The organism is Streptomyces lincolnensis (assembly GCF_001685355.1).
In the GTDB taxonomy this organism is placed as follows: Bacteria; Actinomycetota; Actinomycetes; order Streptomycetales; family Streptomycetaceae; genus Streptomyces; species Streptomyces lincolnensis.
The window spans coordinates 773,290-795,367 of the sequence record NZ_CP016438.1; the positions used below are offsets into that span (position 1 = coordinate 773,290).

15 protein-coding genes are annotated in these 22,078 nt (G+C 70.2%); 3 read left to right on the forward strand and 12 right to left on the reverse strand.

All coding sequences use genetic code 11. The features are described from left to right. Positions 1 to 59: 59 nt before the first annotated feature. The 6 genes from SLINC_RS03565 to SLINC_RS03590 all read right to left on the reverse strand — a co-directional run bounded on the left by SLINC_RS03565 (position 60) and on the right by SLINC_RS03590 (position 8,814). Entirely contained in the window at positions 60 to 2,009 is a 1,950-nt protein-coding gene (locus SLINC_RS03565; protein ID WP_067426534.1) for a glycosyl hydrolase 53 family protein, read from the reverse strand. Between the two features lie 49 nt (positions 2,010 to 2,058). Next, a complete protein-coding gene (locus SLINC_RS03570) occupies positions 2,059 to 4,080 on the reverse strand; it encodes a family 43 glycosylhydrolase (RefSeq protein ID WP_067426541.1) in 2,022 nt (673 codons plus the stop codon). A gap of 181 nt (positions 4,081 to 4,261) precedes the next feature. Beyond that, complete coding sequence (locus SLINC_RS03575) at positions 4,262 to 5,614, reverse strand: right-handed parallel beta-helix repeat-containing protein (RefSeq protein WP_079164386.1); 1,353 nt, start codon at positions 5,612 to 5,614, stop codon at positions 4,262 to 4,264. 96 nt (positions 5,615 to 5,710) lie between these two features. After that, the gene (locus SLINC_RS03580; RefSeq protein ID WP_067426544.1) at positions 5,711 to 6,577 is read right to left on the reverse strand and encodes a GDSL-type esterase/lipase family protein; all 867 of its coding nucleotides are present in this window, start codon (positions 6,575 to 6,577) and stop codon (positions 5,711 to 5,713) included. Between the two features lie 37 nt (positions 6,578 to 6,614). Beyond that, positions 6,615 to 7,748: a rhamnogalacturonan acetylesterase gene (locus SLINC_RS03585; RefSeq protein WP_225988224.1), complete on the reverse strand. Its 1,134-nt coding sequence runs from the start codon at positions 7,746 to 7,748 to the stop codon at positions 6,615 to 6,617. Positions 7,749 to 7,758: 10 nt separating this feature from the next. Further along, positions 7,759 to 8,814: a glycosyl hydrolase 53 family protein gene (locus tag SLINC_RS03590; protein ID WP_067426546.1), complete on the reverse strand. Its 1,056-nt coding sequence runs from the start codon at positions 8,812 to 8,814 to the stop codon at positions 7,759 to 7,761. 255 nt (positions 8,815 to 9,069) lie between these two features. On the opposite strand from SLINC_RS03590, the gene SLINC_RS03595 reads away from it, so the two are divergent. Continuing rightward, positions 9,070 to 10,035 (forward strand): PaaX family transcriptional regulator, encoded by a 966-nt coding sequence (locus tag SLINC_RS03595; RefSeq protein ID WP_067444913.1) that lies wholly within the window; start codon positions 9,070 to 9,072, stop codon positions 10,033 to 10,035. Between the two features lie 508 nt (positions 10,036 to 10,543). Here SLINC_RS03595 and SLINC_RS03600 read toward each other — a convergent pair. Beyond that, positions 10,544 to 12,121, reverse strand: a complete 1,578-nt coding sequence (locus SLINC_RS03600; RefSeq protein WP_261340684.1) for an acyl-CoA synthetase — start codon at positions 12,119 to 12,121, stop codon at positions 10,544 to 10,546. Continuing rightward, complete coding sequence (locus SLINC_RS03605; protein WP_067426553.1) at positions 12,118 to 13,242, reverse strand: NAD(P)H-dependent flavin oxidoreductase; 1,125 nt, start codon at positions 13,240 to 13,242, stop codon at positions 12,118 to 12,120. Before SLINC_RS03605 ends, SLINC_RS03600 begins: the two co-directional genes overlap by 4 nt. Positions 13,243 to 13,411: 169 nt before the next feature. On the opposite strand from SLINC_RS03605, the gene SLINC_RS03610 reads away from it, so the two are divergent. Further along, on the forward strand, positions 13,412 to 15,184 hold the full coding sequence (locus tag SLINC_RS03610) for a serine hydrolase domain-containing protein (RefSeq protein WP_067426556.1): 1,773 nt from the start codon (positions 13,412 to 13,414) through the stop codon (positions 15,182 to 15,184). Between the two features lie 34 nt (positions 15,185 to 15,218). On the opposite strand, the gene SLINC_RS03615 is transcribed toward SLINC_RS03610, so the two are convergent. Next, on the reverse strand, positions 15,219 to 16,070 hold the full coding sequence (locus SLINC_RS03615) for a helix-turn-helix transcriptional regulator (protein WP_067426559.1): 852 nt from the start codon (positions 16,068 to 16,070) through the stop codon (positions 15,219 to 15,221). 87 nt (positions 16,071 to 16,157) lie between these two features. Here SLINC_RS03615 and SLINC_RS03620 point away from each other — a divergent pair, with 87 nt between their 5' ends. Beyond that, complete coding sequence (locus tag SLINC_RS03620) at positions 16,158 to 16,934, forward strand: SDR family NAD(P)-dependent oxidoreductase (protein ID WP_225988225.1); 777 nt, start codon at positions 16,158 to 16,160, stop codon at positions 16,932 to 16,934. A 3-nt stretch (positions 16,935 to 16,937) separates the two neighbouring features. On the opposite strand, the gene SLINC_RS03625 is transcribed toward SLINC_RS03620, so the two are convergent. From SLINC_RS03625 to SLINC_RS03635, 3 genes are all read right to left on the reverse strand, one after another. Continuing rightward, positions 16,938 to 18,527, reverse strand: a complete 1,590-nt coding sequence (locus SLINC_RS03625) for a phytoene desaturase family protein (protein WP_067426562.1) — start codon at positions 18,525 to 18,527, stop codon at positions 16,938 to 16,940. Positions 18,528 to 18,786: 259 nt separating this feature from the next. Beyond that, the gene (locus SLINC_RS03630) at positions 18,787 to 21,027 is read right to left on the reverse strand and encodes a serine/threonine-protein kinase (protein ID WP_067426564.1); all 2,241 of its coding nucleotides are present in this window, start codon (positions 21,025 to 21,027) and stop codon (positions 18,787 to 18,789) included. Positions 21,028 to 21,103: 76 nt separating this feature from the next. Then, on the reverse strand, positions 21,104 to 21,952 hold the full coding sequence (locus tag SLINC_RS03635) for an oxygenase MpaB family protein (RefSeq protein ID WP_107406546.1): 849 nt from the start codon (positions 21,950 to 21,952) through the stop codon (positions 21,104 to 21,106). Positions 21,953 to 22,078: the final 126 nt, after the last annotated feature.

Sequence of the window (22,078 nt, forward strand, 5' to 3'; positions counted from 1 at the left end):
ACCGTCGTGGTCGGCCCTGGTGTACGGGTACGCGTCCTGGCTCACGCCTGCCGGCCCGGCTACCTCGCCCGGCCCTGCACGGGCTCCGTCCGCTGATACGCGCCGCGTCCGGGCACGACGTCGATGACCGCCGTGACCGGTCCTGTGGCGGTCGTCCCGGTGACGGTCACCTCACCCGGCCTGTCGGTCGCGCCGGGTGGCAACGGCTGCCAGCGGACGGGGACACCGGTGACCGTGTTGTCGGCGGTGGTGAGCACGCGGATGGAGGAGGGCAGCTTCGGGGCGGCTCCCACCATGGTGGCGGTGTAGACGGTGTCCTGGAGGATGTGCTTGGCGCGGCTGGCCTTGAAGACGTTGATGGACGCGAGCGGCTCCCACGTGTTCGCCAGTCCGGGCACGGCCCGGAACATCGGCTGGTAGCTGGCCGGCTCCCACACCAGCACCCCTGAACCTCGGTTGTCGACCACGTCGTTGGCGGCCTGGAACACCCTCCGGATGGCATCCGCCTGGCCCTGAATCGTGCGCGGGAAAGGCGAGTTGGGCAACGGCGAGCCGTCGCCGCCCGAGGCCGGGTAGGCGGTTTCCGCGATGTCGATCTCGTAGCCGGGATGGGCGGTGGCCATGGCGTTCAGGTTGCGATCCAGCGCGTCGGGCGTACCGTGCCACTCCGGGTAGTACGAGATGGCCAGCACATCGGGGTTCTGCCCCTTTGCCTTCACCCGGGTGAGGAACTGATGCCAGAACTCCATGGTTTTGGCGAGCTTGTCCTTGTCGACGATCACATGTATCTCGACCTTGGATGTCGGTGACGCGTCGCGGACGGCCTTGATCCCGGCCGCGGCCAGAGTGGTGAACCGGTCCCAGGACTGGTCGTAGAGCTTCTGCTCCGCAGGGTCGGTCGACCGCCAGTACTTCCACAGCAGGCCACCGCCGGGCTTCGACTGGTAGATGTCGGCCTGGTCGACGAAATACGGCGGATTCGCCGTGCCGATGTGGGCCGCCTCGCTGCCGTACATGAAGCCATTGATGATCTCGTTGCCGACGGCCACCTTCTCAGGCGTGGTGCCCTGCTCGATCAACCGGTCCAGGTAGTCGGCGGTGTAGTCGTACACGGCCCGGGACAGGTCCGCGAACTCCAGCTCGGCCCAGGCGCGTGGTTTCGGTTGCTTGCTCGGGTCCGCCCAGGAGTCCGCGTAGTGGAAGTCGATCCCCAGGCCCATGCCCCGCTGCTTGATCCTCTTCGCCGAGACCAGTGAGCGCTCCGGACCCTGACGCGGTATCGGCGTCGGCTGACCGGTGCTCTCGCTGCGCGGCTCGTTGAACATCCGCAGCCGGGTGTGCTGCATGCCACGGTCCTTGGCCACGTCGAGCAGGTGCGGCCCGGCGCCGCGGTCTTCGGCCAGGGGGTCGACCCAGTACTGCTGGTCCTGGACGTCGTCCATCCAGGACAGGTCGGCGCCGAGGGTGAGGTCGTCACGCAGATAGTTGAAGACCTGGAGCTCGCTGACGCCGGCTTGGGCACGGCCTGGTCCGCCTGTGAAGGTCAGCCGGACGAAGCGCGTTGCCGGCCGGGTGAACAGGTGTACTTCCCCTCGCGCCACGGCTTGGTTGCGGGATCTGTCGGCGATGGTCTTCCACCGGCGGCCGTCGGAGGAAGCCTCGACGACGTACCGGTGGGCCACACCGCGGTCCGGGAACATCACCTTGACCTTGCGCAGATTGTCGTAGCTTCCACCGAGGTCGACGGTGAGCCACTGCCGGGCGCCGGCACGGCCGGGGTACCAGGACGTCGTCGGGTCGCCGTCGATGGCCAGTCCGGCGGTCGACGAGCCGTTGCCGGCTGTCGCCGAGGCCCAGTCCTTGGCGGCGATGTTGCTTTCGATCGGCTTGATGTCCGCCGTCCCGAAGGTCGCATGGGCCGGCGCGGGCACCATGAGTAAGGTCGCGGACACCATGGTGACCAACGTCGTCGTGCCCGCGATGGCGCGGGCCGGACGCTTGATGCTCATTCCTTCTCCTGACGAGGTGACAGTGTCGTGGTCCCAAGGGCGCGGGAGGTCAGCCGGTCGCGGCACCGACGTCGAGGTAGTCGACGTTGGGAAGACCGGCTGCCGTGGTCGGATCCAGTCGGATGGTGTTGCTGCCGCCGTTCAGCGGGATCGTCACGGTCTTGGTCGACCACGTCGTCCACGCACCGGTGGACTCGAACGAAACCGTCCCCACCGTGGACCCGTTGACGATCAGGTTCGCCGGCCTCGTGCCGTCAGTGGCGCCATTGGCGAACCGGACCCCCACCGTCGCACTGCCGGCGGCCGCCGAGGTGACCGTGAACTGTGCGAAGGCCCCCGCGGCGGCGGTGCCGTTGCAGAACCCGCTACCGGAATAGCCCGCTTGGTTCGAGTCGATCGTCCCCTGGCACTGGGCCGGTGCGGTCTCCGCTTCGTACCGCTGTCCCGATGGCGCGTCGGCAGAGGTCTTGACCAGTGAGAGCTGGTCGACGGTGACGCCGCCCGAACCCGACGCCCGCACGGTGACGGTGGCGGCCCCGCTGGGCAGCGCGATGCCGGTGAGCTCGCGCTTGGTCCAGCCGCTCGACGACGGGATGCCGAGGGTGCGTTGGCTGCCGTTGGCGCCGGTGATTACAACCTGTCCGGCGCTACCCCGAGCGTGCAGGGACAGGGCGTAGGTGCCTGCGGGCACCGACTCGATCCGCTGCTCGACGCCGCCGCTGTTGCTCACCTGGAGGGCGAAGCGAGACCCGTTCACACCACCGTTGACGTTGGTCACCGAACCGCCGAGGTTCCGCCATCCCCGCACACTGGAGACGATGATGCGGTCGGCCTGGATGTCCGGGTTGAGGATGTGGTTGTTCGCCTGCCCGACACGCCACTCTCCGGTCGTGACGTTGAACTGCCACTGGCTCACCGAGTGGAACTGCGGCCGCGCGCCGGACTTGGTGATCGGCACCCACTGGTTGTACCCGATGCCGTTCCAGGCGAAGTCGGCCCAGCGGTCGCCGGCGTAGATCACCGTGTTCTGCTTGGTGCCCTTGACCGTCACGAAGAACCCGGTCTGGGTCACGTGGCTGTAGTCCATCTCGGTGCCGGGAAGGACGTACTCACTGCTGTACGAGCCCTGAACGTTGCTGCTGGTCGACTCGTTGACGTAGTTCACCGAGGTGTTCCAGCCGTGCAGGTCCGACGCCGCGTGGTAGTACTTGCCGTCGAGCTTGAACATGGCGTTGCCCTCGCGACCGGCTCCGCGGCGGATCTCCACGCCCGGCTCGATCCGCAGCGAGTCGGACTCCCGGAACTTGGCCACGAAGCCGCGCGAGCGTCCTTCGCGGTTGGAGAAGATCAGGTAGTCCTTGCCGTTGTCGTCGGTGAAGACGGTCTGGTCCCCGGTGCCGGTCGTGGGCGAGTTGGTGATCTGGGTCTGGAAGTAGCCGTAGTCGAAGGTGTCGGTGGGTGAGTCGCCCTGCAGGAGCAGAACCCCGTGTCCGCCTCCGACATAGGCCTGGGTGGCGAGCACGTACTTGCCGGTGTTCTCGTTGTAGGAGACCCCGAGCCGCCCGACCCACCCTGCCTGACCCAGCGTGGCGCCGTTTTGGATCGGGGTGGACCGTGTCGCGATCCGGTTCTCGAACTTCCAGTTCACCAGGTCCTTGGACGAGTACACGGGGATCGAGACGAAGCTGACGTTGCCGTCGTACTTCCGCGTCGGATTGGCCCGGTACAGCTCGGCGCCGGTGTAGTGCACGCCGTACCAGTAATAGGTGTCCCCGAACTTGAAGACCCCGCCGCCCTGCGAGTAGATGGGGTTGCCGCTGGTGTCGTTCCAGAAGGTGTTGTTCGTGATGGTCTGGAACGTGCCCTCGTCGGCCGCCTCCAGATCTTCGGCGGCGGTCATCAGGGCCGTCTTCGCCTTGGCGACCTCCGGCTTGGTGGCCGATGTGTCGTCGGCTACGGCGTCCGCGGAACGCAACGCCTTGGCGAAGGGTTTCCAGGATCCGGCCGTGTACTTCGACGGAGTGCGGGTCTCGTACTCGGACACCAGGTACTTCAGACCGCGATCCACCACCGGTCCGGTAGCGGCACCTTGGGCTTGGAGCTCCGTTGTCGATGTCTGCGCCGTCGTTGTCTGTTGTGTCTCCGCCGACGCGGCGCCCGCCCAGACGGGCGCCGCTAAGGACACGGACAACAAGGCGGCCGCGGCCAACTTCCAGTGCTTCGAGACGACACGCGTTCGGAATCTCAAGATGTCACCTTCCATCACTCTCGAAGGCGCCGAGGTCCGGCGCGCTTCCGTTGAAGGGCAGTCCCACCGCGGTGCCCTTGTCGATCAGGGCACTGTTCGCCGCGAGACGGAGATGCGGCAGTACGGGCAGGCTCCCGTCGGTCTGTCGGGGCGCGTCCCAGCCGGACGTCGACACACTCTGGAACGCGGAGTCCGACAGCGGGACGCCGAGGTTCCAGGAGTTGTACGCCGCGTTCGTGCCGGTCATGTACGACGTCGGCGTTCCGGTGTAGGCGATGTTGTTGCGCAGGTTGCCCCGGCCGACGGCGGCACCGCTCGAGTCGACGCCACGCATGTTGAAGTTGGGGTGGTTTCCGTAGCCGGTGTTGTTGAAGAAGTCGTTGGCCACCGGGTGGTGGTTGGCGTAGAAGCCGGCCGCCTTGTTGAGGAACGCCACCGAGAAACGAACGGTGTGCTTGGGCGCGTTGGCTTCGTAGTCGCCGCCGTAACCGCCCGACTTGAAGCCGGCTCCGTTGCCGGAGGGCGTCGTCGTCCCGGGCACGTAACCGTTGCGCCAGGCCCACGAGTTCTCGATGATCACGGGCGAGTAGGTGGAGATGAGGTCGAAACCGTCATCGGCGTTCCACCACGCGCGGCAGCCCCGGAACACGTTCGCGGCGCGGCCGACCGGCGTGTAGTGCGCACCGAACCCGTCGGCGTTCTCGCCGGGACCGTCGTTGCTGCGCAGGTCGTAGTTGTCATGCGAGTCCGAGTTGAGGACGAGGTTGCCGCCACCGCCGTTGATGAACAGGCCGGTGCCCATGTGGTGGTGGGTGTTGATCTGCTCGAAGGTGTTGTTGCTGCCGGAGACCCAGATGCCCCAGGACTCGGCGTTCTGGTTGTTGTTCTGCGGAACGCCCTTGACTTCCAGTCCTTTGAGGTGGATCCAGCTTCCGGTGACGTTGAAGCCCTTGATGCGGCAGTTGTCCGCCATCCGTGAGAAGTCGAAGACCGGTTTCTCGCCCGGCTGGGCCGCGTACCGGATCGGGCTGCCCGAGCTGCCGCTCTTGTTCAGGGTGATCGCGTCGACTCTGGCGGTCTGGCTCGAACAGGCGCTGTTCGCGCGGGTGTAGGCGTAGGTGCCGCCCCGGAAGTAGACCGTGTCACCTGCCGTGGCGACGGCCTGCGCACGGGCGATCGACGCCCACGGAGCGGCCTGCGTACCTGCCGCGCCGTCATTCCCGTTCGGGGCGACGTAGTAGGTGCTTGCGGCCCCCGCGGTGCTCGCGGACGCCGGGCCGGCGACCAGCGCGATGGAGCTCGCCGTGACCACCGCGAGCAGGAGGGTGGCAAGGGGGACGAACTTCGCGGTTCTCACAGCGTCATCTCCCGGGGTAGGTGATGTTCGGCCGCGGTGGCCGGGCCGGGCGGGACGGCGTCCTCGTCAGCCGCACCGCCGACGCCGGCCCACCGGCTACCTGAGATACGTGGCCAGCGGGTGGTTCTGCCGTCGTATGTCTCCGGCGACGAGACCGGCGATCCGCTGCGCACCGTAGGCTTCGAAGTGGGTGTGGTCGTTGCAGAAGAAGGCGCCCACGGGGCCCGATCCGTAGTCCCCGTTGTTCGGGCAGAAGCGCAGGTTGTTGTAGAGGGCGACGCTCAGCGACTGAAGGTCGACGACCGGCGTCCTGGTGGCGGATCCGACGGCGAAGGTCTCGTTGACGAAGCCCCGGTTCTTCGTCGCCGTGCCGCCGGAGCAGGTGATGGCGGCCACCGGGGTGAGCAGCACCGGGTGCGCGCCCCGGGCGAGGGCGGCCTGCACCATCTGGGTCATCAGCTGCTGGTAGCGGGCCGGGCCGACGTGCCGGGGGCAGGTCGAGGAGGAGTCGTTGATGCCGAACTGGATGAACAGGTAGTCGCCGGCCTTCATCCCGGTGCTCGCGTTCAGCATCGCCTGCCAGCGTGACGAGTACGTGCTGGAGGTGAGGCGGCACTCACCGTCGGAGCCCTTGGTGCCGCTCACGTTCCCCTCGTACAGCCAGGTCTGGATGCTGCGGCCGCCCACGGCCTGGTTCTTGACGGTCACGTCGCTGTTGAACAGGGCGTCGAACTGGCTGCCCCAGCCGGCCGGACAAGGGCGGCCGGCGCTCGGGTTGGCCATGGTGGAGTCACCGGCCAGCCACACGGTGACCGGTGCGGCCGCGGTTCGTGCAACCTGAGTCCCGGCGCGGGAGGCTCCGGTGCAGTTGGCGGCGGTGTCGTCCGCCGAGGCGGCACTGACACCGAGGCTCGACAGGGCGATCACCAGCGCGGTGGTGATGAGCGTGCGGAATCTCTTCATGCGGTCCCTCCCGGGGACGGGGACGGTCGCGCTTCGGTCAGCGCAGGTGGGCGGCCAGGGGCAGGTTCTGTTCCCGGATGCTCTGGAGCACCAGCCCGCCCATCTGGGTAGCGCCGTACTGCGAGAAGTGGGTGTTGTCCGTGACACCGTCGACGGAGGAGCGGAGGAAGAGCTGCGCGGAGGCGCTCGGGCCGAGGGACTCGACCAGCGCCTTGCTCTTGGCGGTCAGGTCGACGACAGGCACGTTCTGCGCCGCGCCGACCGCGCGCATCTCGGTGGGCAGGTTCACGCCGACGCCGTTGACGTGCAGCGCGGTGGGCGTGAGCCGGTTGCCGTTGAACTGCCGGCGGACCGGTGGCGTCACCAGGACGGGGACGCCACCCTTGGCGCGGACCCGCGTGATCATGGTGGTGAGGTTGTTCCGGTAGGCGGTCGCACTGGTCTGCTTGTCGTTGTGGCCGAACTGAATGAAGACGGGATCGTTCGCCTTGACCTTCGACAACAGCGCGGGGAAGAGCGCCGAGTTACTCAGGAAGCTGCCTGAACTCTCGCCCGAGTCCGCATAGTTGGCGATGACCGCACCGGCTCGCACCGCGGTTGTGATCATCTGTCCCCAGCCGGTGTACGGAATGGTCGACTGGTCGCACACGGTCGAGTCACCGGCCAGGTAGGCGACCAGCGGCTGGGCCGCCGGCTGAACCGAGACGGCCGAGACCTGTGGGTTGGAGCCCGCGAAACGAAGGTCCAGACCGGGGTTCCCGGTTCCGCCCTGCCCGGTGGGCTGACCTTCCGGTTGGCGCACGTTGACCGTGAACGAGTACGTGGCGACGGCACCGGCCGCTGTTCTCGTCGCCGGAAGCATCAGCCGCCGGGCCTCGGCCCACATCTCGGTCTGTCCGGCGGCGGCGCCGCCGATGGAGACCGTCACCTCGTAGTTGCCCGGCGAGACCCCGTACCGACAGATGATCGGCGAGGTGCCGGAACAGCCGGCCGGCAGAGCCTGCGGCGCGGCGGCAGCGGTGTGCGCGGCGCCGATGCCGGCCAGCACCGCGAGGGTCAGCAGGCCCGCCGCACCCAGTCGGGCGTCATGCCTGCCACGACGCTGCAATGTCATGCCCATTACAATCACGATCCCATCCTTGATCAGGGAGACAAGCGGGTTGAGGTTCATGGCCCGTCGCTCAGGCCTGCGTGAAACCGTCCATGATGACGGTGGGCCGGTTCGTGGCGGAGTCCCAGGCGCCCATGCCGTAGCCGGTGAACGGGGTCATGCACTCCGGCTCCCAGTAGAAGATGCCCTGCCCTCCCTCGGCCTTCAGCGCCTTGGTGTAGGCGACCAGCGCGGCCCGGGTGGAGGAGGCCCTGTCCACCCGGCCCCCGAACTCACTCTGAAGGAACGGTTTTCCATAGGCGTCGGAGATCTTCCGCATGTTCGCCACGATGCCGGGGGCCACGTCGGCGCTGCCGTAGGAGGAGAACACCGACATGTCCCACTTGCCGCCACCCGCGGCATAGCGGCTGAAGAACGTCGTCATCACGTCGTACTTCTGCGGCTGGGCCAGGTGGATGCACACCGTCGAGTTCGGGGACACCGCCTTGACCTGGGTGTACGCCGCGTTGAACAGCCCGGTCATCTGCGCCGGGTTGGAGACGCTGCCGACGGGGCGGCAGATCCCGCTGTTCGTCTCGTTGCCGATCTGCACCCAGGTGGGCAGCACGTCGTTGTTCTTCATGACGGTCATCGTCTGCTTCACGTAGGCACTCATCGCGGCGAGCATCTGGCTGTAGCTCATGTTCTTCCAGGCGGCGGGCGGGTTCTGCACGCCGACGGAGTTCCAGGTGTCGCCGAACATGTAGTCGAGCATGATCGACATTCCGGCGGCCTTGACCCGCTTGGCGAAGGCGGCGACCTCGTTGATGCCGCAGTGCCCGTCGGTCGGGCTGCTGGAGGGGTTGACGAACGTACGCAACCGCACGGCGGCGATGCCGTACCCCTGGAGAATGGTCAGCAGGTCCTGCTTCTGCCCGCTCGCGTTCTTCCAGGAGAAACCACGCGCCTCCATCTGCGGCACCCAACTGACGTCCACGCCCTTGACGAAGCCCGCGGCGGCTTCGGCGGGCGTCTCGAGTTCGGCGAACGCGGCCGCCGCGGCGATCGCCCCGGCGGTCGCGGTGGTGGCCTTGAGCAGAGTGCGGCGGCCGACCTGTCCGGAGCCGGATGCCTGGAGCGAGGACATGATCACTCCTCTCCGCCCACCGGCCACGCGAGACGCGGCGGCGGACAGATGACCGTGGGGGGAAGGTTGTTCGCATTGCGCCTGCAGACTGGGAACGCTCCCAGAAGAGTTCCATCAGCTTCCCGGCCGGTCATGTTTCTGTCAACCAATACGACGGAGGGGCGACGACGGAGCGTCAGAAGTCCAGGATCTCGGCCCGGCGATCTCGCAGCCATTACAGTGGTGCCGCCGTTGTCGAGCGCGTCGGAGCCGACCTTGCCGAACCTGTCCAACCTTGAGGAGATCTTCTCCGACGAGGGTGACGGCGTCGGCCGCGTGCGGTCGCCCGGCTGGCAGAGCAGCGTGTCACCGCAGGGACTGGCGGTGACCTTGATCGCCGACTACACATTCCCCGTCCGGGCCTGGTTGCCGTCGGCCGCGATCGTCGCGTTGCTCGGCGAGTTCCAGGTGGCCGCAGGCGCCGCCCGTACGACGATCAGCAGGCTGACGCGCCGCGGGGTGCTGGAGGCCAGCCGGCAAGGGCGGTACAGCTCCTACCGGCTGACGTCGCAGGCCGCCGTCGATCTGTGGAGCGGCGGCAGTTCGATCGCCACGTTCACCACGCAACCCGACACCTGGGACGGACGGTGGACCCTGATCGCCTTCTCCGTCCCGGAAGCGGAAAGCACACGGCGGCGCGCACTGCGCACCGCGCTGCGCTGGCGCGGATTCGCACCGCTGTACGACGCGGTCTGGGTGTCGCCGCACCCCCTGACACCCAAGGGGCGGATCGAGGTGGCCGACCTGGCGCGGGGAGCGGTGAGCGTGTTCCGCGCACGCCAGGAGGATCTCGAAACGGAGGCCAACCGCAACCCGGTCGAAGCCTGGGACCTGCCCGGCATCGCTGAGCACTACCAAACCTTCATCAGCCGTTGGAGCAGCCTGCTTCCCCATATCGGCGCCGGTGACGTCACCGGCGCCGACGCGGTACGCGCCCGGACCGAAGTCATGCACGCCTACCGGCACTTCCCCATCCTGGACCCGCTGCTCCCCATTGGGCTGCTGCCGCCCGACTGGCCCCGGTCACGGGCTCGGGAAGTCTGCGTCGCGGTGTACGACGGCCTGGTCCAGCAGGCCCAGGACCACGTCCGCGCCGCGGCAACCCGTTTCGCCGAAGGGCCGGACCTCGACATCAGGGCCCACACGATCGCCGGCATGAGTGCGGGTATCGGCCACGGCTGATGGCCGTACCACCCCTCCAGTCTTGCGACCCTTCCCGGGGGAGAACGAAAACACGTCTCGACGATTGACAGATCGACACCCGGTCGGGACCCTGTGTGCCATACCCGATGTGGGAACGTTCTCAGTATCCGGCGCTGCGAGTGGGATCGAAAACGCTTCGCTGTCGCCGTTCTCGCCAGATTCCCGAGGATGGTCTTCCATGCTTGAGTCACCGTCGGCCGGTGTTCAGCGGCTCGCGCCGGCAGCGGGGTCGCCGCGGACAAGTACGTGGGCAGCACTGGAGCCGAGGCATGGTCGGCCTCCGACGACAGCCGACTGCTGACCGACTTGGGAAGGTCCGAGCAATCCACGTCGGGGACGCCTGCGGGAACCTGTCGGGCAGATCGGGGCGTGCGAGTGCGTCCGGGGGCGACACCTCAGTCGTTTCAGTAGCGGACCGCGCACAACCCGACCACCGACGCCCCGGCCCGAAGCCCGACCCAAATGACATCCCCGGACGCGAGGCCCGTCACACCGGACGCGTCCGCCCCGCCCAATACGGCTCCCGCAACCGTCGCTTGTACAGCTTGCCGTTGGGGTCGCGAGGCATCTCGGTGGTGAAGTCGACGCTGCGGGGCCGCTTGTAGCCGGCCAGGTGCTCGGCGCAGTGGCTGAGGATCGCGGCGGCGAGGTCGGGGCCGGGTTCGTGGCCCGGGGCCGGTTCGACGACTGCCTTGACCTCCTCGCCCCAGTCGTCGTGGGGGATGCCGAAGGCGGCGGCGTCGGCGACGGCGGGGTGAGAGAGGAGGACGGACTCGATCTCGGCCGGGTAGATGTTGACCCCGCCCGAGATGATCATGTCGATCTTGCGGTCGCGCAGGAAGAGATAGCCGTCCTCGTCGAGAACGCCGAGGTCGCCGACGGTGAAGAAGTCACCGATGCGGTTCTTCCGCGTCTTGGCCTCGTCTTTGTGGTACGAGAAGGCGCCGGTGTTCATCTTGAGGTAGACGGTGCCGAGTTCACCGGGCGGGAGCCGGTTGCCGTCGTCGTCGAAGATCGCGATCTCGCTGATGGGCCAGGCCTTGCCGACCGTGCCGGGCTTCTTCAGCCAGTCCTCGGCACTCGCGAAGGCACCGCCGCCCTCGCTGGCCGCGTAGTACTCCTCCACGCACGGGCCCCACCAGTCGAGCATCGCCCGCTTCACGTGCTCGGGGCAGGGTGCGGCGCCGTGGATGGCGTGCCGCATCGAGGAGACGTCGTAGCGGGCCCTGACGTCCTCCGGCAGGGCCAGCAGGCGGTGGAACTGGGTCGGGACCATGTGTGTGTGGGTGCACTTCTCCCGGTCGATCAGCCGGAGCATCTCCTCGGGCGTCCACTTGTCCATCAGGACGAGTCGGTGGCCGATGTGCAGGGACGCGCCCGCGAACTGGAGTACGGCGGTGTGGTAGAGCGGCGAGCAGACCAGGTGCACGTTGTCGTCGAACGGCCGGATGCCGAAGATGCCGAGGAACCCGCCGAGGTAGGCCTCCTCGGGCGCCTTGCCGGGCAGCGGGCGCCGGATGCCGCGCGGACGGCCGGTGGTGCCCGAGGTGTAGTTCATCACCCAGCCGAGGGTGCGGTCGGCGGGCGCCGACTCCGGTTGTCCGTCGAGGAGTTCGGCGTACGGCCGGAAGCCCTCGACCGTGCCGACGGCGTACCGGTGGGTGGCCGGCAGGCCCGCCTCGTCGGCGGCGTGTCGGGCGGGGCCGGCGAAGCGCTCGTGGGCGAGGAGCACCTTGGCGCCGGAGTCGGCGACGATCCAGGCGATCTCGGGGCCGACGAAGTGGTGGTTGACCGGGACGAGGTAGAAGCCGGCCTGGCTGGCGGCGAGGTAGGCGGTCAGCATCTCGACGCCGTTGGGCAGGACGACCGCGAAGGCGTCGCCGCGCCCCAGTCCGGCCGCGCGCAGGCCGTGGACGAGGCGGTTGGTGGCGGCGTGCAGACGGCCGGCGGTCCACTGCTCGCCGTCGGGCGCGATGAGGACCGTGCGGCCCGGGTCGGCCATGGCCTGCGCCCAGAAGCCCGCGGGAGGTGTGCTCGTGCCCGCATTCGTAGGCGTACTCGTCACTGGGCGCTCCTTCCGGCGATGCGGTTGATGCGGTCGACCGCCCGTTCGAAGCCGCGGGTGAGGTCGTCGAAGACGGCCTGGACGCTGCGTTCGCTGGTCATGCGGCCGACGATCTGGCCGACGGGCGTGCCCAGCAGCGGTTCGACCTCGTACTTCTGGATGCGGGAGACGGCCTCGGCGACGAGCAGGCCCTGAAGCGGCATGGGGAGGGTGCCGGGTCCGTCCGGGTCGTCCCAGGCGTCGGTCCACTCGGTGCGCAGCTGGCGGGCCGGCTTTCCGGTGAGAGAGCGGGAGCGGACGGTGTCGCCGGAACCGGCGGCGAGCAGCTTCTGGATGAGTTTCGGCGAGGGGAGCTCGGCTTCGGTGGTGGTCAGCCACAGGGAGCCCAGCCACACACCCTGGGCTCCCAGGGCCAGTGCGGCCGCCACCTGTTGCCCGCTGCCGATACCGCCGGCGGCCAGGACGGGCAGCGGGTCGACGGCGTCGACGACCTCGGGCGTCAGCACCATGGAGGCGATCTCGCCGGTGTGGCCGCCGGCCTCGTAGCCCTGGGCGACCACGATGTCGATACCCCCCTCCTGGTGCTTGCGGGCGTGCCGGGCGCTGCCCGCGAGCGCGGCGACGAGCACGTCCTGGTCGTGGGCGCGGGCCACCACGTCGGCGGGCGGGGAGCCGAGCGCGTTGGCGAGCAGCTTGATCGGATAGTCGAAGGCGACGTCGAGCTGGCTGCGGGCGACCTGCTCCATCCATCCGGTGATGCGCCAGCCGGAGACCTCGCCCTCGGCGAGTTCGGGCACGCCGTGTTTGGCGAGGGTGTCCTGGACGAACTGCCGGTGCCCCGCCGGGATCATCGCCTCGACATCGGCCTCCGTCAGTGTCTGATTCTCCGGGGCTTCCACCTTCTTCGCGGGCATGACGACGTCCAGGCCGTAGGGCATGCCGTCGACGTGTGCCTCGATCCAGTCGAGGTCGCGTTTGAGGTCGTCGGGGGCGGTGTAGCGGACCGCGCCGAGCACGCCGAAGCCGCCGGCCCGGCTGATAGCCGCGGCGACGGCGGGGAACGGCGTGAAGCCGAAGACGGCGTGCTCGACTCCCAGTTTCTTGCTCAGCTCCGTCTGCATGGGCGCAGGATGCCGCAGCCCTCCGGCCGACGGAAGAGCTTTTCTGATACTCCGTCAGATTTCTGGTCGTCCGCCCACCCCGTTGACACACGGCACCACTGACACGAAAGTTTCACCGCACACAGTGATCCCGGAAAGATACTTTCAGCCGGTAGAGCGGGAGGCCTTGATGAGTGCGGACACGGCGGACGGCGGCAGACTGACCCGGCGTCAACTGGGGCGCGGAACACTGGCGTTGGGCGGCGCGCTACTCATCGCCCCGCTGCCGGGGTCAGCGGCGGCAGTGTCCGGGCACCCCGCCACGCTGCGGTACGGCTCACCCGAACGCGCCGGTCTGCTCCCCGCCCCGTTGCGCCAACTGGTCACCGACGCACAGGCGTTCCTCGACCCCTCCCCCAAGCACCCCTGGTACGCGGGCGCCGTCCTGCTCGCCGGGCGTGGCGGCACCGTGGCCCTCCACGAGCCCATCGGCATGGCGGTGCGCTATCGGGCGTACGACGAGAAGACCGACACCGGCGTCGAGTTCCCGGCCGAGCAGCAGATCCCGATGGCCGAGGACACCGTCTTCGACCTCGCCTCGGTGTCGAAGCTGTTCACCTCGATCCTCGCCGTGCAGCAGATCGAGCGCGGCGCGCTGGAGCTGGAGGGGACGGTCGCCTCCTATCTGCCGGAGTTCGGCAGCGCGGGCAAACAGGACATCACGATCCGTCAGCTCCTCACCCACACCTCGGGGTTCCGTGCCTGGATCCCGCTGTACGCGGCACCGACGCACGAGGAGAAGCTGCGGCTCATCTGGAACGAGGCACCCCTCAACCCGCCGGGCTCGGCCTATCTGTACTCGGACCTCAACCTGATCTCGCTCCAGCTGGTGCTGGAGAGGATCACCGGTCGCGGCCTGGACACACTCCTGCGCGACGAGATCACGGCACCCCTCGGCATGCGCCGCACCCGCTACAACCCGCCCGCCTCGTGGCGCCCGAAGGTCGCGGCCACCGAGGACGCCCGCAAGCCCTGGTCCGGCCTCGACCGCGGGCTGGTGTGGGGCGAGGTCCACGACGAGAACGCCTTCAGTCTCGGAGGCATCGCGGGCCACGCCGGGGTCTTCTCCACCGCCTGGGACCTGGCCGTGCTGGGCCGCACGCTGCTCAACGGCGGGGTGTACGGCAGGGCGCGGATCCTGCGGCCGGAGTCGGTGGAGCTGATGTTCACCGACTTCAACACCGCCTTCCCCGGCGACGAGCACGGCCTCGGCTTCGAGCTCTACCAGCACTGGTACATGGGCGCGATGGCCACCCCGCGCACCGCGGGACACACCGGTTTCACCGGCACCTCGCTGGTCCTCGACCCGACGACCGACTCCTTCCTGATCGTCCTCGGCAACTCGGTGCACCCGGTGCGCAGTTGGCGATCCGGTTCCGCTCCCCGGGTCGCCACCGCCAACGACATGGCGCGGGCCGTGCCGGTCCGGCCACGGCACGGCCGTTCCGCCTGGTTCTCCGGGATGGCGATCTCGACGACCGCCACGCTCGCGCTGCCCGCGCTCGACACGTCCCCGGGCGGTGCGCGCCTGCGCTGCGCGCTGTGGTGGGACACCGAACCCCGCGCGGACGTGCTGGCCTTGGAGGCCACGACGGACGGCGGTACGACCTGGAGTCCGCTGCAGTTCACGACCACACGCCAGGGCGACCGGCCGCAGGACCACCCGGAGGGCACGGTCACCGGCTGGTCGGGCCGGGTCTGGCACCGGCTCGCGGCGGATCTGCCGGCCGCCCGGCAGCTCGCCGTGCGCTGGCGGTACACGACCGACCGGCTGTACGTCGGGCGGGGTGTCTACGTCGACGGACCGCGTGTGGAGTCCCGAACCGGTGTTCTGTTCGACGAGGCGCGCCCGGCAGATGCGGCGCGGATCGAGGCGAAGGGCTGGACCGCCTCCGCCGACTGAGCGCTCGGTCGACTGACCGCTCGGCCGGAGACGTTCAGCCGGGGACGTCCAGCCGCTGGGTGCCCACGACCGACAGCAGCCGCAGCGCCTCCTCGGACGGCGAGCCCGGCACCGCGGTGTAGATCACGACCCGCTGGTCGCGGTCGGTGATGTCCAGGACGTCGCAGTTCACGGCGACGGGACCGACCAGGGGGTGGTCGAAGGTCTTGCAGAGCGTGGGGCGGGCGGTGACGTCGTGGGCGGCCCACAGCCGGGCGAACTCCTCGCTGCCTGCCTGGAGTTCCGCCACCAGGCCGGCCAGTTCGGGATCGTCGGGGTAGCGGGCGGAGGCAGCACGTAGGTGCTGCACCGAGGAGTGTGCGAACTCCTGCCCGTCCGACACGCCGTACAGTCGCCGGCCATGCGGGTGGGGTCCGAGGAAGGCGCGCCGGACGAGGTTGCGGTCACGGCGGGAGAGTGCGGAGAAGTCCTCCATGAGCGCCGCGGCCAGGTCGTTCCAGGCGAGCACCTCGTAGGTCGCCGAGATGACGATCGCGGCGGCCCGCGGAAGCCGGTGCAGCAGGTCGACGATGCTCTGCCGTACTTCGCGCGAAGGGCCGGACGGCGGGGCCGGCGGAGTGCCGGCGAGGTGGTGGAGGTGGTCGCGTTCGGCGTCCGACAGCCGCAGCGCGCGGGCGAGTTGGGCCAGCACCTCGCGGGACGGGTGCGGGCCGCGGGCCTGCTCCAGGCGGGTGTAGTACTCGGTGGAGATGTACGCCAGCTGCGCCACCTCCTCGCGGCGCAGGCCCGGGGTGCGGCGGCGTGGCCCGGCGGGCAGCCCGACGTCGGCGGGGGTGATGCGCTCGCGCCTGCCGCGCAGGAAGTCGGCCAGTTCTCGTCGGTCCACGTCCTCAGTGTGCGGGCAGGTCCGTGCGCCCAGCCAGGTACTGCCGGTGCCTGGATACGCCCCGGGCCGGGGCGCAGGCTCGACGGCATGACCAACGCAACCACCACTGCTCTGCTCGCCGACAAGGTCGCCTTCGTCACGGGGGCCGGACGCGGTATCGGCGCGGCGGCCGCCCGTCTGTTCGCCCGGGAGGGCGCTCGCGTGCTGCTGGCGGCCCGCACCGAGGCCCAGCTCAAGGCCGTGACCGAGGAGATCCGCGCGGCGGGCGGCACCGCCGATCACGTCCGGTGCGATCTGTCCGACCCGGAGAGCGTCCGCGCCGCCGTCGACCGGGCCGTCGAGCTGTACGGCAGGCTCGACGTGGCCTTCAACAACGGGGCGACGATCCAGCGGCCCGGGCCGATGGACGAGCTGCCCGAGTCCGACTTCGACCACGTCCTCGCGGTCAACCTCAAGGGCCCCTGGCTGGCCATGAACGCCGAGATCGCCGCGATCCGGGCCACCGCGGGCACCGGCGCGATCGTCAACAACTCCAGCGTCGGCAGCCTGATGGCCAACCCCTGGCTGCCGGTGTACGGCGCGGCCAAGCGGGCGGTGAACAGCCTGACCGCGTCGGCCGCCGCGACGTACGGCCCGGAGGGCATCCGCGTCAACGCCATCGCCCCGGGCACCACGCTGACCGAGATGATCGACGAGTGGGAGACCAGCTCCCCCGGCATCGTCGACCAGCTCACCGCCCGCACCCCGCTGGGCCGCGCCGCCGCCCCGGAGGAGATCGCCCAGGCCGCCGCCTGGCTGCTGAGCGACCGGGCCTCCTACGTCACCGGGACGGTGCTGCGCGTGGACGGCGGCATGCAGGCGTAGCGGTCAGCCGGCCTGAGCCTCCGGGCCCTGGCCGGCGCTCTCCAGGACCGCCATCGCCGCGTTGTGGCCCGGCACCCCGCTCACCCCTCCCCCGCGTACCGCGCCCGCGCCGCACAGCAGGACGTTGGGGTGGCGGGTCTCGACGCCCCAGCGGCCGGTGCCGTCCTGGGCGTAGGGCCAGGCCAGTTCGCGGTGGAAGATGTTGCCGCCGGGCAGCCGCAGGTCGCGCTCCAGGTCGAGTGGGGTCTTCGCCTCGATGCAGGGCCGTCCGTCGGCGTCGGTGGCCAGGCAGTCGGCGAGCGGTTCGGCGAGGTGGGCGTCGAGCTGCGCGAGGGTCGACTTCAGCAGTTCCTCACGTACGGCGTCGTTGTCCCGTTCGAACAGCCGAGCGGGGGTGTGCAGGCCGAACAAGGTCAGTGTCTGGTAGCCCGCCTCGACGAGGTCCGGGCCGAGGATCGTCGGGTCGGTGAGCGAGTGGCAGTAGATCTCGGAGGGCGGGGCGGCGGGCAGGTCGCCGGCGGCGGCCTGGGCGTGGGCGGTGGCCAGTTGCTCGTAGCCCTCGGCGATGTGGAAGGTGCCGGCGAAGGCCTCGCGGGGGTCGACGGAGCCGTCCTTGAGCCGCGGGAGCCGGGTGAGCAGCATGTTCACCTTGAGCTGGGCGCCCTCGGCGGGGGTGGGCGGCCGGTCGCCGGTGAGGACGGCGAGGTCCCGCGGGGAGGCGTTGACCAGGACGTGCCGGGCGGCGACGACGGCCTCCCCGTCGGCGGTGCGGTAGGTGACCTCGGCGGTGCGGCCGTCCGTGTCGATGCGGACGGCCTCGTGGCCGGTGGCGATGACGGCGCCCGCCGCGCGGGCCGCCGCGGCCAGCGTGTCGGTGAGGGCGCCCATGCCGCCGACGGGCACGTCCCAGGCGCCGGTGCCGCCGCCGATCACGTGGTAGAGGAAGCAGCGGTTCTGCTTCAGTGAGGGGTCGTGGGCGTCGGCGAACGTGCCGATGAGGGCGTCGGTGAGGACCACGCCCCGCACCAGGTCGTCGGTGAAGCGCTCCTCGATCGCGGTGCCGACCGGTTCCTCGAAGAGGGCCCGCCAGGCCTCCTCGTCGTCGATCCGGCGGCGCAGTTCGTCCCGGGTGGGCAGCGGTTCGGTGAGCGTCGGGAAGACGTCGCGGGCCACGCGGCCGGTCATGTCGTAGAAGCGCTGCCAGGCCGCATACTCGCGCTCGCCGCCGGTGAGCCGGGCGAACGCCTCCCGGGTGCGCCGCGGGCCCCCGCCGACCAGGAGTCCGGTCGGCCGGCCGTCCCGTTCGACGGGGGTGTACGACGAGACCGTGCGCGTGCGGACGCGGAAGTCGAGCCCGAGGTCCCGGACGATCTTCTTCGGGAGCAGGCTGACGAGGTAGGAGTAGCGCGACAGCCGCGCGTCCACCCCGGCGAACGGCCGCGTGGAGACGGCGGCCCCGCCGGTGTTCTCCAGCCGCTCCAGCACCAGCACGGACCGCCCGGCCCGGGCCAGATAGGCGGCGGCGACCAGACCGTTGTGCCCGCCGCCGACGACGACGGCGTCATAGCTGCGGTGTCCCTCGTGTGCAGGCATGGTTCTTCGTAACACGGGATGATCCACATCGGCCAGAGGGGCGCTGCTCGGCGGGCAGCGGCTCACGAAGCCACGGACGCTGTGCGGGCCCACGGAACGTCGGATCTCCTCGGGAGGCTTGGCCCGGGGGCAGGTGCAGGCGACGTTGCGGGTCATGGACCGGGCCGGTTCGGGCAGCGCGTCCCTTCCGCCGTTCGGCGGAGGGTCCCGGGCCGGCTCGGTCAGGACGTACCGCTGGTCGTTCCGGGACTCCTTCGGGTCAGCGTCCGCCCGTGGTGTGCTGCTGGCGTAGTACCGCCACCCTGCGGTACAGCTCGACCGCCTCCGCGCCCCGGCCGAGTTGTTCCAGGCAGTGGGCCTCGTCGTTGCGGCTGGCGAGGGTGTCGGGGTGGGCGGGTCCGAGGACGTGTTCGCGGGCGGTGGCGACGCGGCGGTATTCGGTGAGGGCGTCGGACCAGCGGCCGAGCCAGCCGAGGCCGACGGCGACCTCTCGGCGGCTGACCAGGGTGTCGGGGTGGTCGGCGCCGAGGACGCGTTCGCGGATCGCGCAGACGTCGCGGGACTCGGCGAGGGCCTCCTCCCAGCGGCCGAGGCGGCCGAGGTTGACGCCGAGGCCGTGGCGGGCGCGGAGGGTCTCGGGGTGGGAGGGGCCGTGGACGCGGGTGCGGTCGTCGATCAGGTCGCGGTAGAGCTGGAGGGCCTCCGCGCTGCGGCCGAGGCGGCCGAGGCTGATGCCGACCTCGTAGCGGGCGGCGAGGGTGTCGGCGTGGTCGGGGCCGAGCGCCTGGGCGCGGGCCTCGGCGACCTCACGGTAGGTCTGGAGGGCCTCCGGCCAGCGGCCCAGCTGGCCGAGCGCGTAGGCGACCTCGTAGCGGGTGACGAGGGTGTCGGGGTGGTGCGGTCCGAGGACGCGGGCGCGGGCGGCGGCCACGTCGCAGGCCATGCGGTAGGAGTCCTCCAGGCGGCCGAGTCTGCTGAGGTTGAAGGCGAGGTTGTGGCGGCAGCGCAGGGTGTCGGGGTGGTCGGGCCCGATGCCGCGTTCCCGTGCGGCGAGGACGGACGTGTACACCTGGTGTGCGTCGAAGTGGCGGCCCAACTGGCCGAGGACGTAGGCCATTTCCTGGCGGGCGGCGAGGGTGTCGGGGTGGTCCGGGCCGAGCGCCACGCTCCGGGCGCGGGCGACGTGCTTGTACTCGCGCAGGGCGTCGGCGGCCCGGCCGGTGCGGCTGTAGGTGAACGCGACCTCGTAGCGGCTGGCGAGGGTGTCGGGGTGCTCGGGTCCGAGGAGGTGCTCGCGTTCGGCGGCGACCGCGCGGTGCACCTCGCCGGCCTCGGCCCAGCGGCCGAGCCGTCCCAGGCTGAGCCCGGCGTTGTGGCGGCCGGCCAGCGCGGTGACCACTTCGGGGGACGGGGTGGGCGGCCCGTCCGGAGCGGGTTCCTCGGGGCGGCCGCCCACCGGGCGCGCGATCCACTCCCCGGTCAGACCGGCCCCGGCGTCCGGGGGTGTGGTGCTCAGAGCCGCTCCGGCGGCCTTGTGACCCGTGGTCATGCCCCGCGTCCAGGAGGGCAGGCGGGGTTCGCGGGAGGCGGCCGGCTCGGGCGGGCGGAACTCCGGCTGCGGGGTCACCACGGTCGGCACGTAGGCCGGAGTGGACCGGCCCAGACCGATGCGGCGCCCCAACTCGCGGGCGTCGCGCGGTCGTTGCTCGGGGCGCTTGGCCAACAGGTCGAGGATCACCTTCTCCAGGTACTCGGGCAGGTCGGAGCGGTGGCTGCGGGGCGGCCGGGGCGGGGTGTCGCGGTGGCCGACGAGGATCGCCCAGGCGTCGTCGAGGTCGAACGGCGGGGCCCCGGTGGCGATCTCGTAGAGCACGCAGCCCAGCGAGTACAGGTCGCTGCGGTGGTCGACCTCGGAGCCGCCGATCTGCTCCGGGGACATGTAGTGCGGGGTGCCCATGGCGATGCCGGTGCCGGTCAGCCGGGAGGTGAAGCCGATGTCGTGGCCGAGGCGGGCGATGCCGAAGTCGCAGATCTTCACGGTGCCGTCGGTGAGCCGCACGATGTTCGCGGGCTTCAGGTCGCGGTGCACGATGCCCTGCTGGTGGGTGTAGGCGAGGGCGGCGGCGACCTGGTCGGCGATCTCGACGACCTCGGCCACGGCCAGCGGATGCTGCTTGTTGTCCTCCAGGAGCTGGCTGAGGTTGCGGCCCTCCAGGAGTTCCATCACCAGGTAGAGGACGCCGTCGGACTCGCCGAAGTCGTGCACGACGGTCACCCCGCGGTGGCTGAGCGCGGCGGCCACCCGGGCCTCGCGGCGGAACCGCTCCCTGAGCACCCGGGTGAAGGCCTGGTCGTGGCCCGTGCCGAGCGGCTTGAGGCACTTGACGGCGACGTGCCGGCCCAGCGACTCGTCGCGCGCCCGCCACACCTCGCCCATGCCGCCGCGCCCGATCAGATCGAGCAGCCGGTACCGGCCCTGGATCAGCCTGCTGTCCCCCATCTCCTGCGACCGCCCCCGTTCGCCCCGCACACCTGGCTCGTCGCCTCGCCACCCCTGGCTGGTCCAGTATGGCGAGCTATCGTCCGAGTTTGTACGGTGCGGGGCGGGAGCCCGGGCCGAGGCGGTCCATGGCGCGCAGGATGTGTTTGGGCGGGAGTTGCCAGCGCAGACGTGCGGGAACGCAGCGCAACAGGGTGCCCGTGGCGCGCAACTGACGGGTGACGACGGTGGGTTCGGGGGCCGGTCTGCCGTACAGCTGGTGGGCGTACGGCGGCAGGGCGGCGTACGCCAGATGTGCCACGCGCCGCCACAGCAGTTCGCGCGCCGGGACCAGGAGGGGATGCGTCGGTGGGCGGAGGAGGAAGTCGTCCACCTCGCGTGCCTCTTCTCCTACGGCGAGTTCCGGTCGCACCTTCTCGAAGTAGGCGTTCATCTCCGCCTGGTCGGCGGGTACGGCGTCGGGGTCGAGGCCCACCAGGCGGGCGCTGGTGCGGTGTTCGCCGATGTAGCGGTCGGCCTGGGCGTCGGTGAGGCGCAGACCGGAGCGGCGGCCGACGTGCAGATAGGAGTCGATCTCGGCGCAGTGCACCCACAGCAGCAGCTCGGGTTCGTCGACGCCGTAGCGCTCGCCGGTGTTGGGGTCCGTCGCTCCGAGCATGCTGTGGATCTTCCGCACGCGGGCGCCCGCCTTCTCGGCGGCCTCGGTGGTGCCGTAGGTCGTGGTGCCGACGAAGTTCGCGGTCCGCAGCAGACGGCCCCAGGCGTCGCGCCGGAAGTCGGAGTTCTGCGTGACGCCGCGCACCGCGCGCGGGTGCAGCGCCTGGAGGTAGAGGGCGCGGACGCCGGCGACCCACATCGTCGGGTCGGCGTGAATCTGCCAGGTCACGGAGGAGGGCCCGAACAGCCCCGGGTCGGCCTCGCTCATGGGCCTCACCCTGCCACGGACGGTGGGGGCGGGTCGATACCGCGGGGGAACCACCGTCCGGTCGTTGAGATTTCACCTACCCGGTGGAAATTCGGTAAGGCTTCCCTTATAAGCTGCGATCATCAG

Excerpts from the sequence above, each read along its gene's own strand:
- SLINC_RS03605 (WP_067426553.1), bottom strand. The coding sequence starts at position 13,242 with ATGCAGACGGAGCTGAGCAAGAAACTGGGAGTCGAGCACGCCGTCTTC.
- SLINC_RS03610 (WP_067426556.1), top strand. The coding sequence starts at position 13,412 with ATGAGTGCGGACACGGCGGACGGCGGCAGACTGACCCGGCGTCAACTG.
- SLINC_RS03635 (WP_107406546.1), bottom strand. The coding sequence starts at position 21,952 with ATGAGCGAGGCCGACCCGGGGCTGTTCGGGCCCTCCTCCGTGACCTGG.
- SLINC_RS03630 (WP_067426564.1), bottom strand. The coding sequence starts at position 21,027 with ATGGGGGACAGCAGGCTGATCCAGGGCCGGTACCGGCTGCTCGATCTG.
- SLINC_RS03625 (WP_067426562.1), bottom strand. The coding sequence starts at position 18,527 with ATGCCTGCACACGAGGGACACCGCAGCTATGACGCCGTCGTCGTCGGC.
- SLINC_RS03565 (WP_067426534.1), bottom strand. The coding sequence starts at position 2,009 with ATGAGCATCAAGCGTCCGGCCCGCGCCATCGCGGGCACGACGACGTTG.
- SLINC_RS03585 (WP_225988224.1), bottom strand. The coding sequence starts at position 7,748 with ATGAACCTCAACCCGCTTGTCTCCCTGATCAAGGATGGGATCGTGATT.
- SLINC_RS03620 (WP_225988225.1), top strand. The coding sequence starts at position 16,158 with ATGACCAACGCAACCACCACTGCTCTGCTCGCCGACAAGGTCGCCTTC.
- SLINC_RS03580 (WP_067426544.1), bottom strand. The coding sequence starts at position 6,577 with ATGAAGAGATTCCGCACGCTCATCACCACCGCGCTGGTGATCGCCCTG.
- SLINC_RS03590 (WP_067426546.1), bottom strand. The coding sequence starts at position 8,814 with ATGTCCTCGCTCCAGGCATCCGGCTCCGGACAGGTCGGCCGCCGCACT.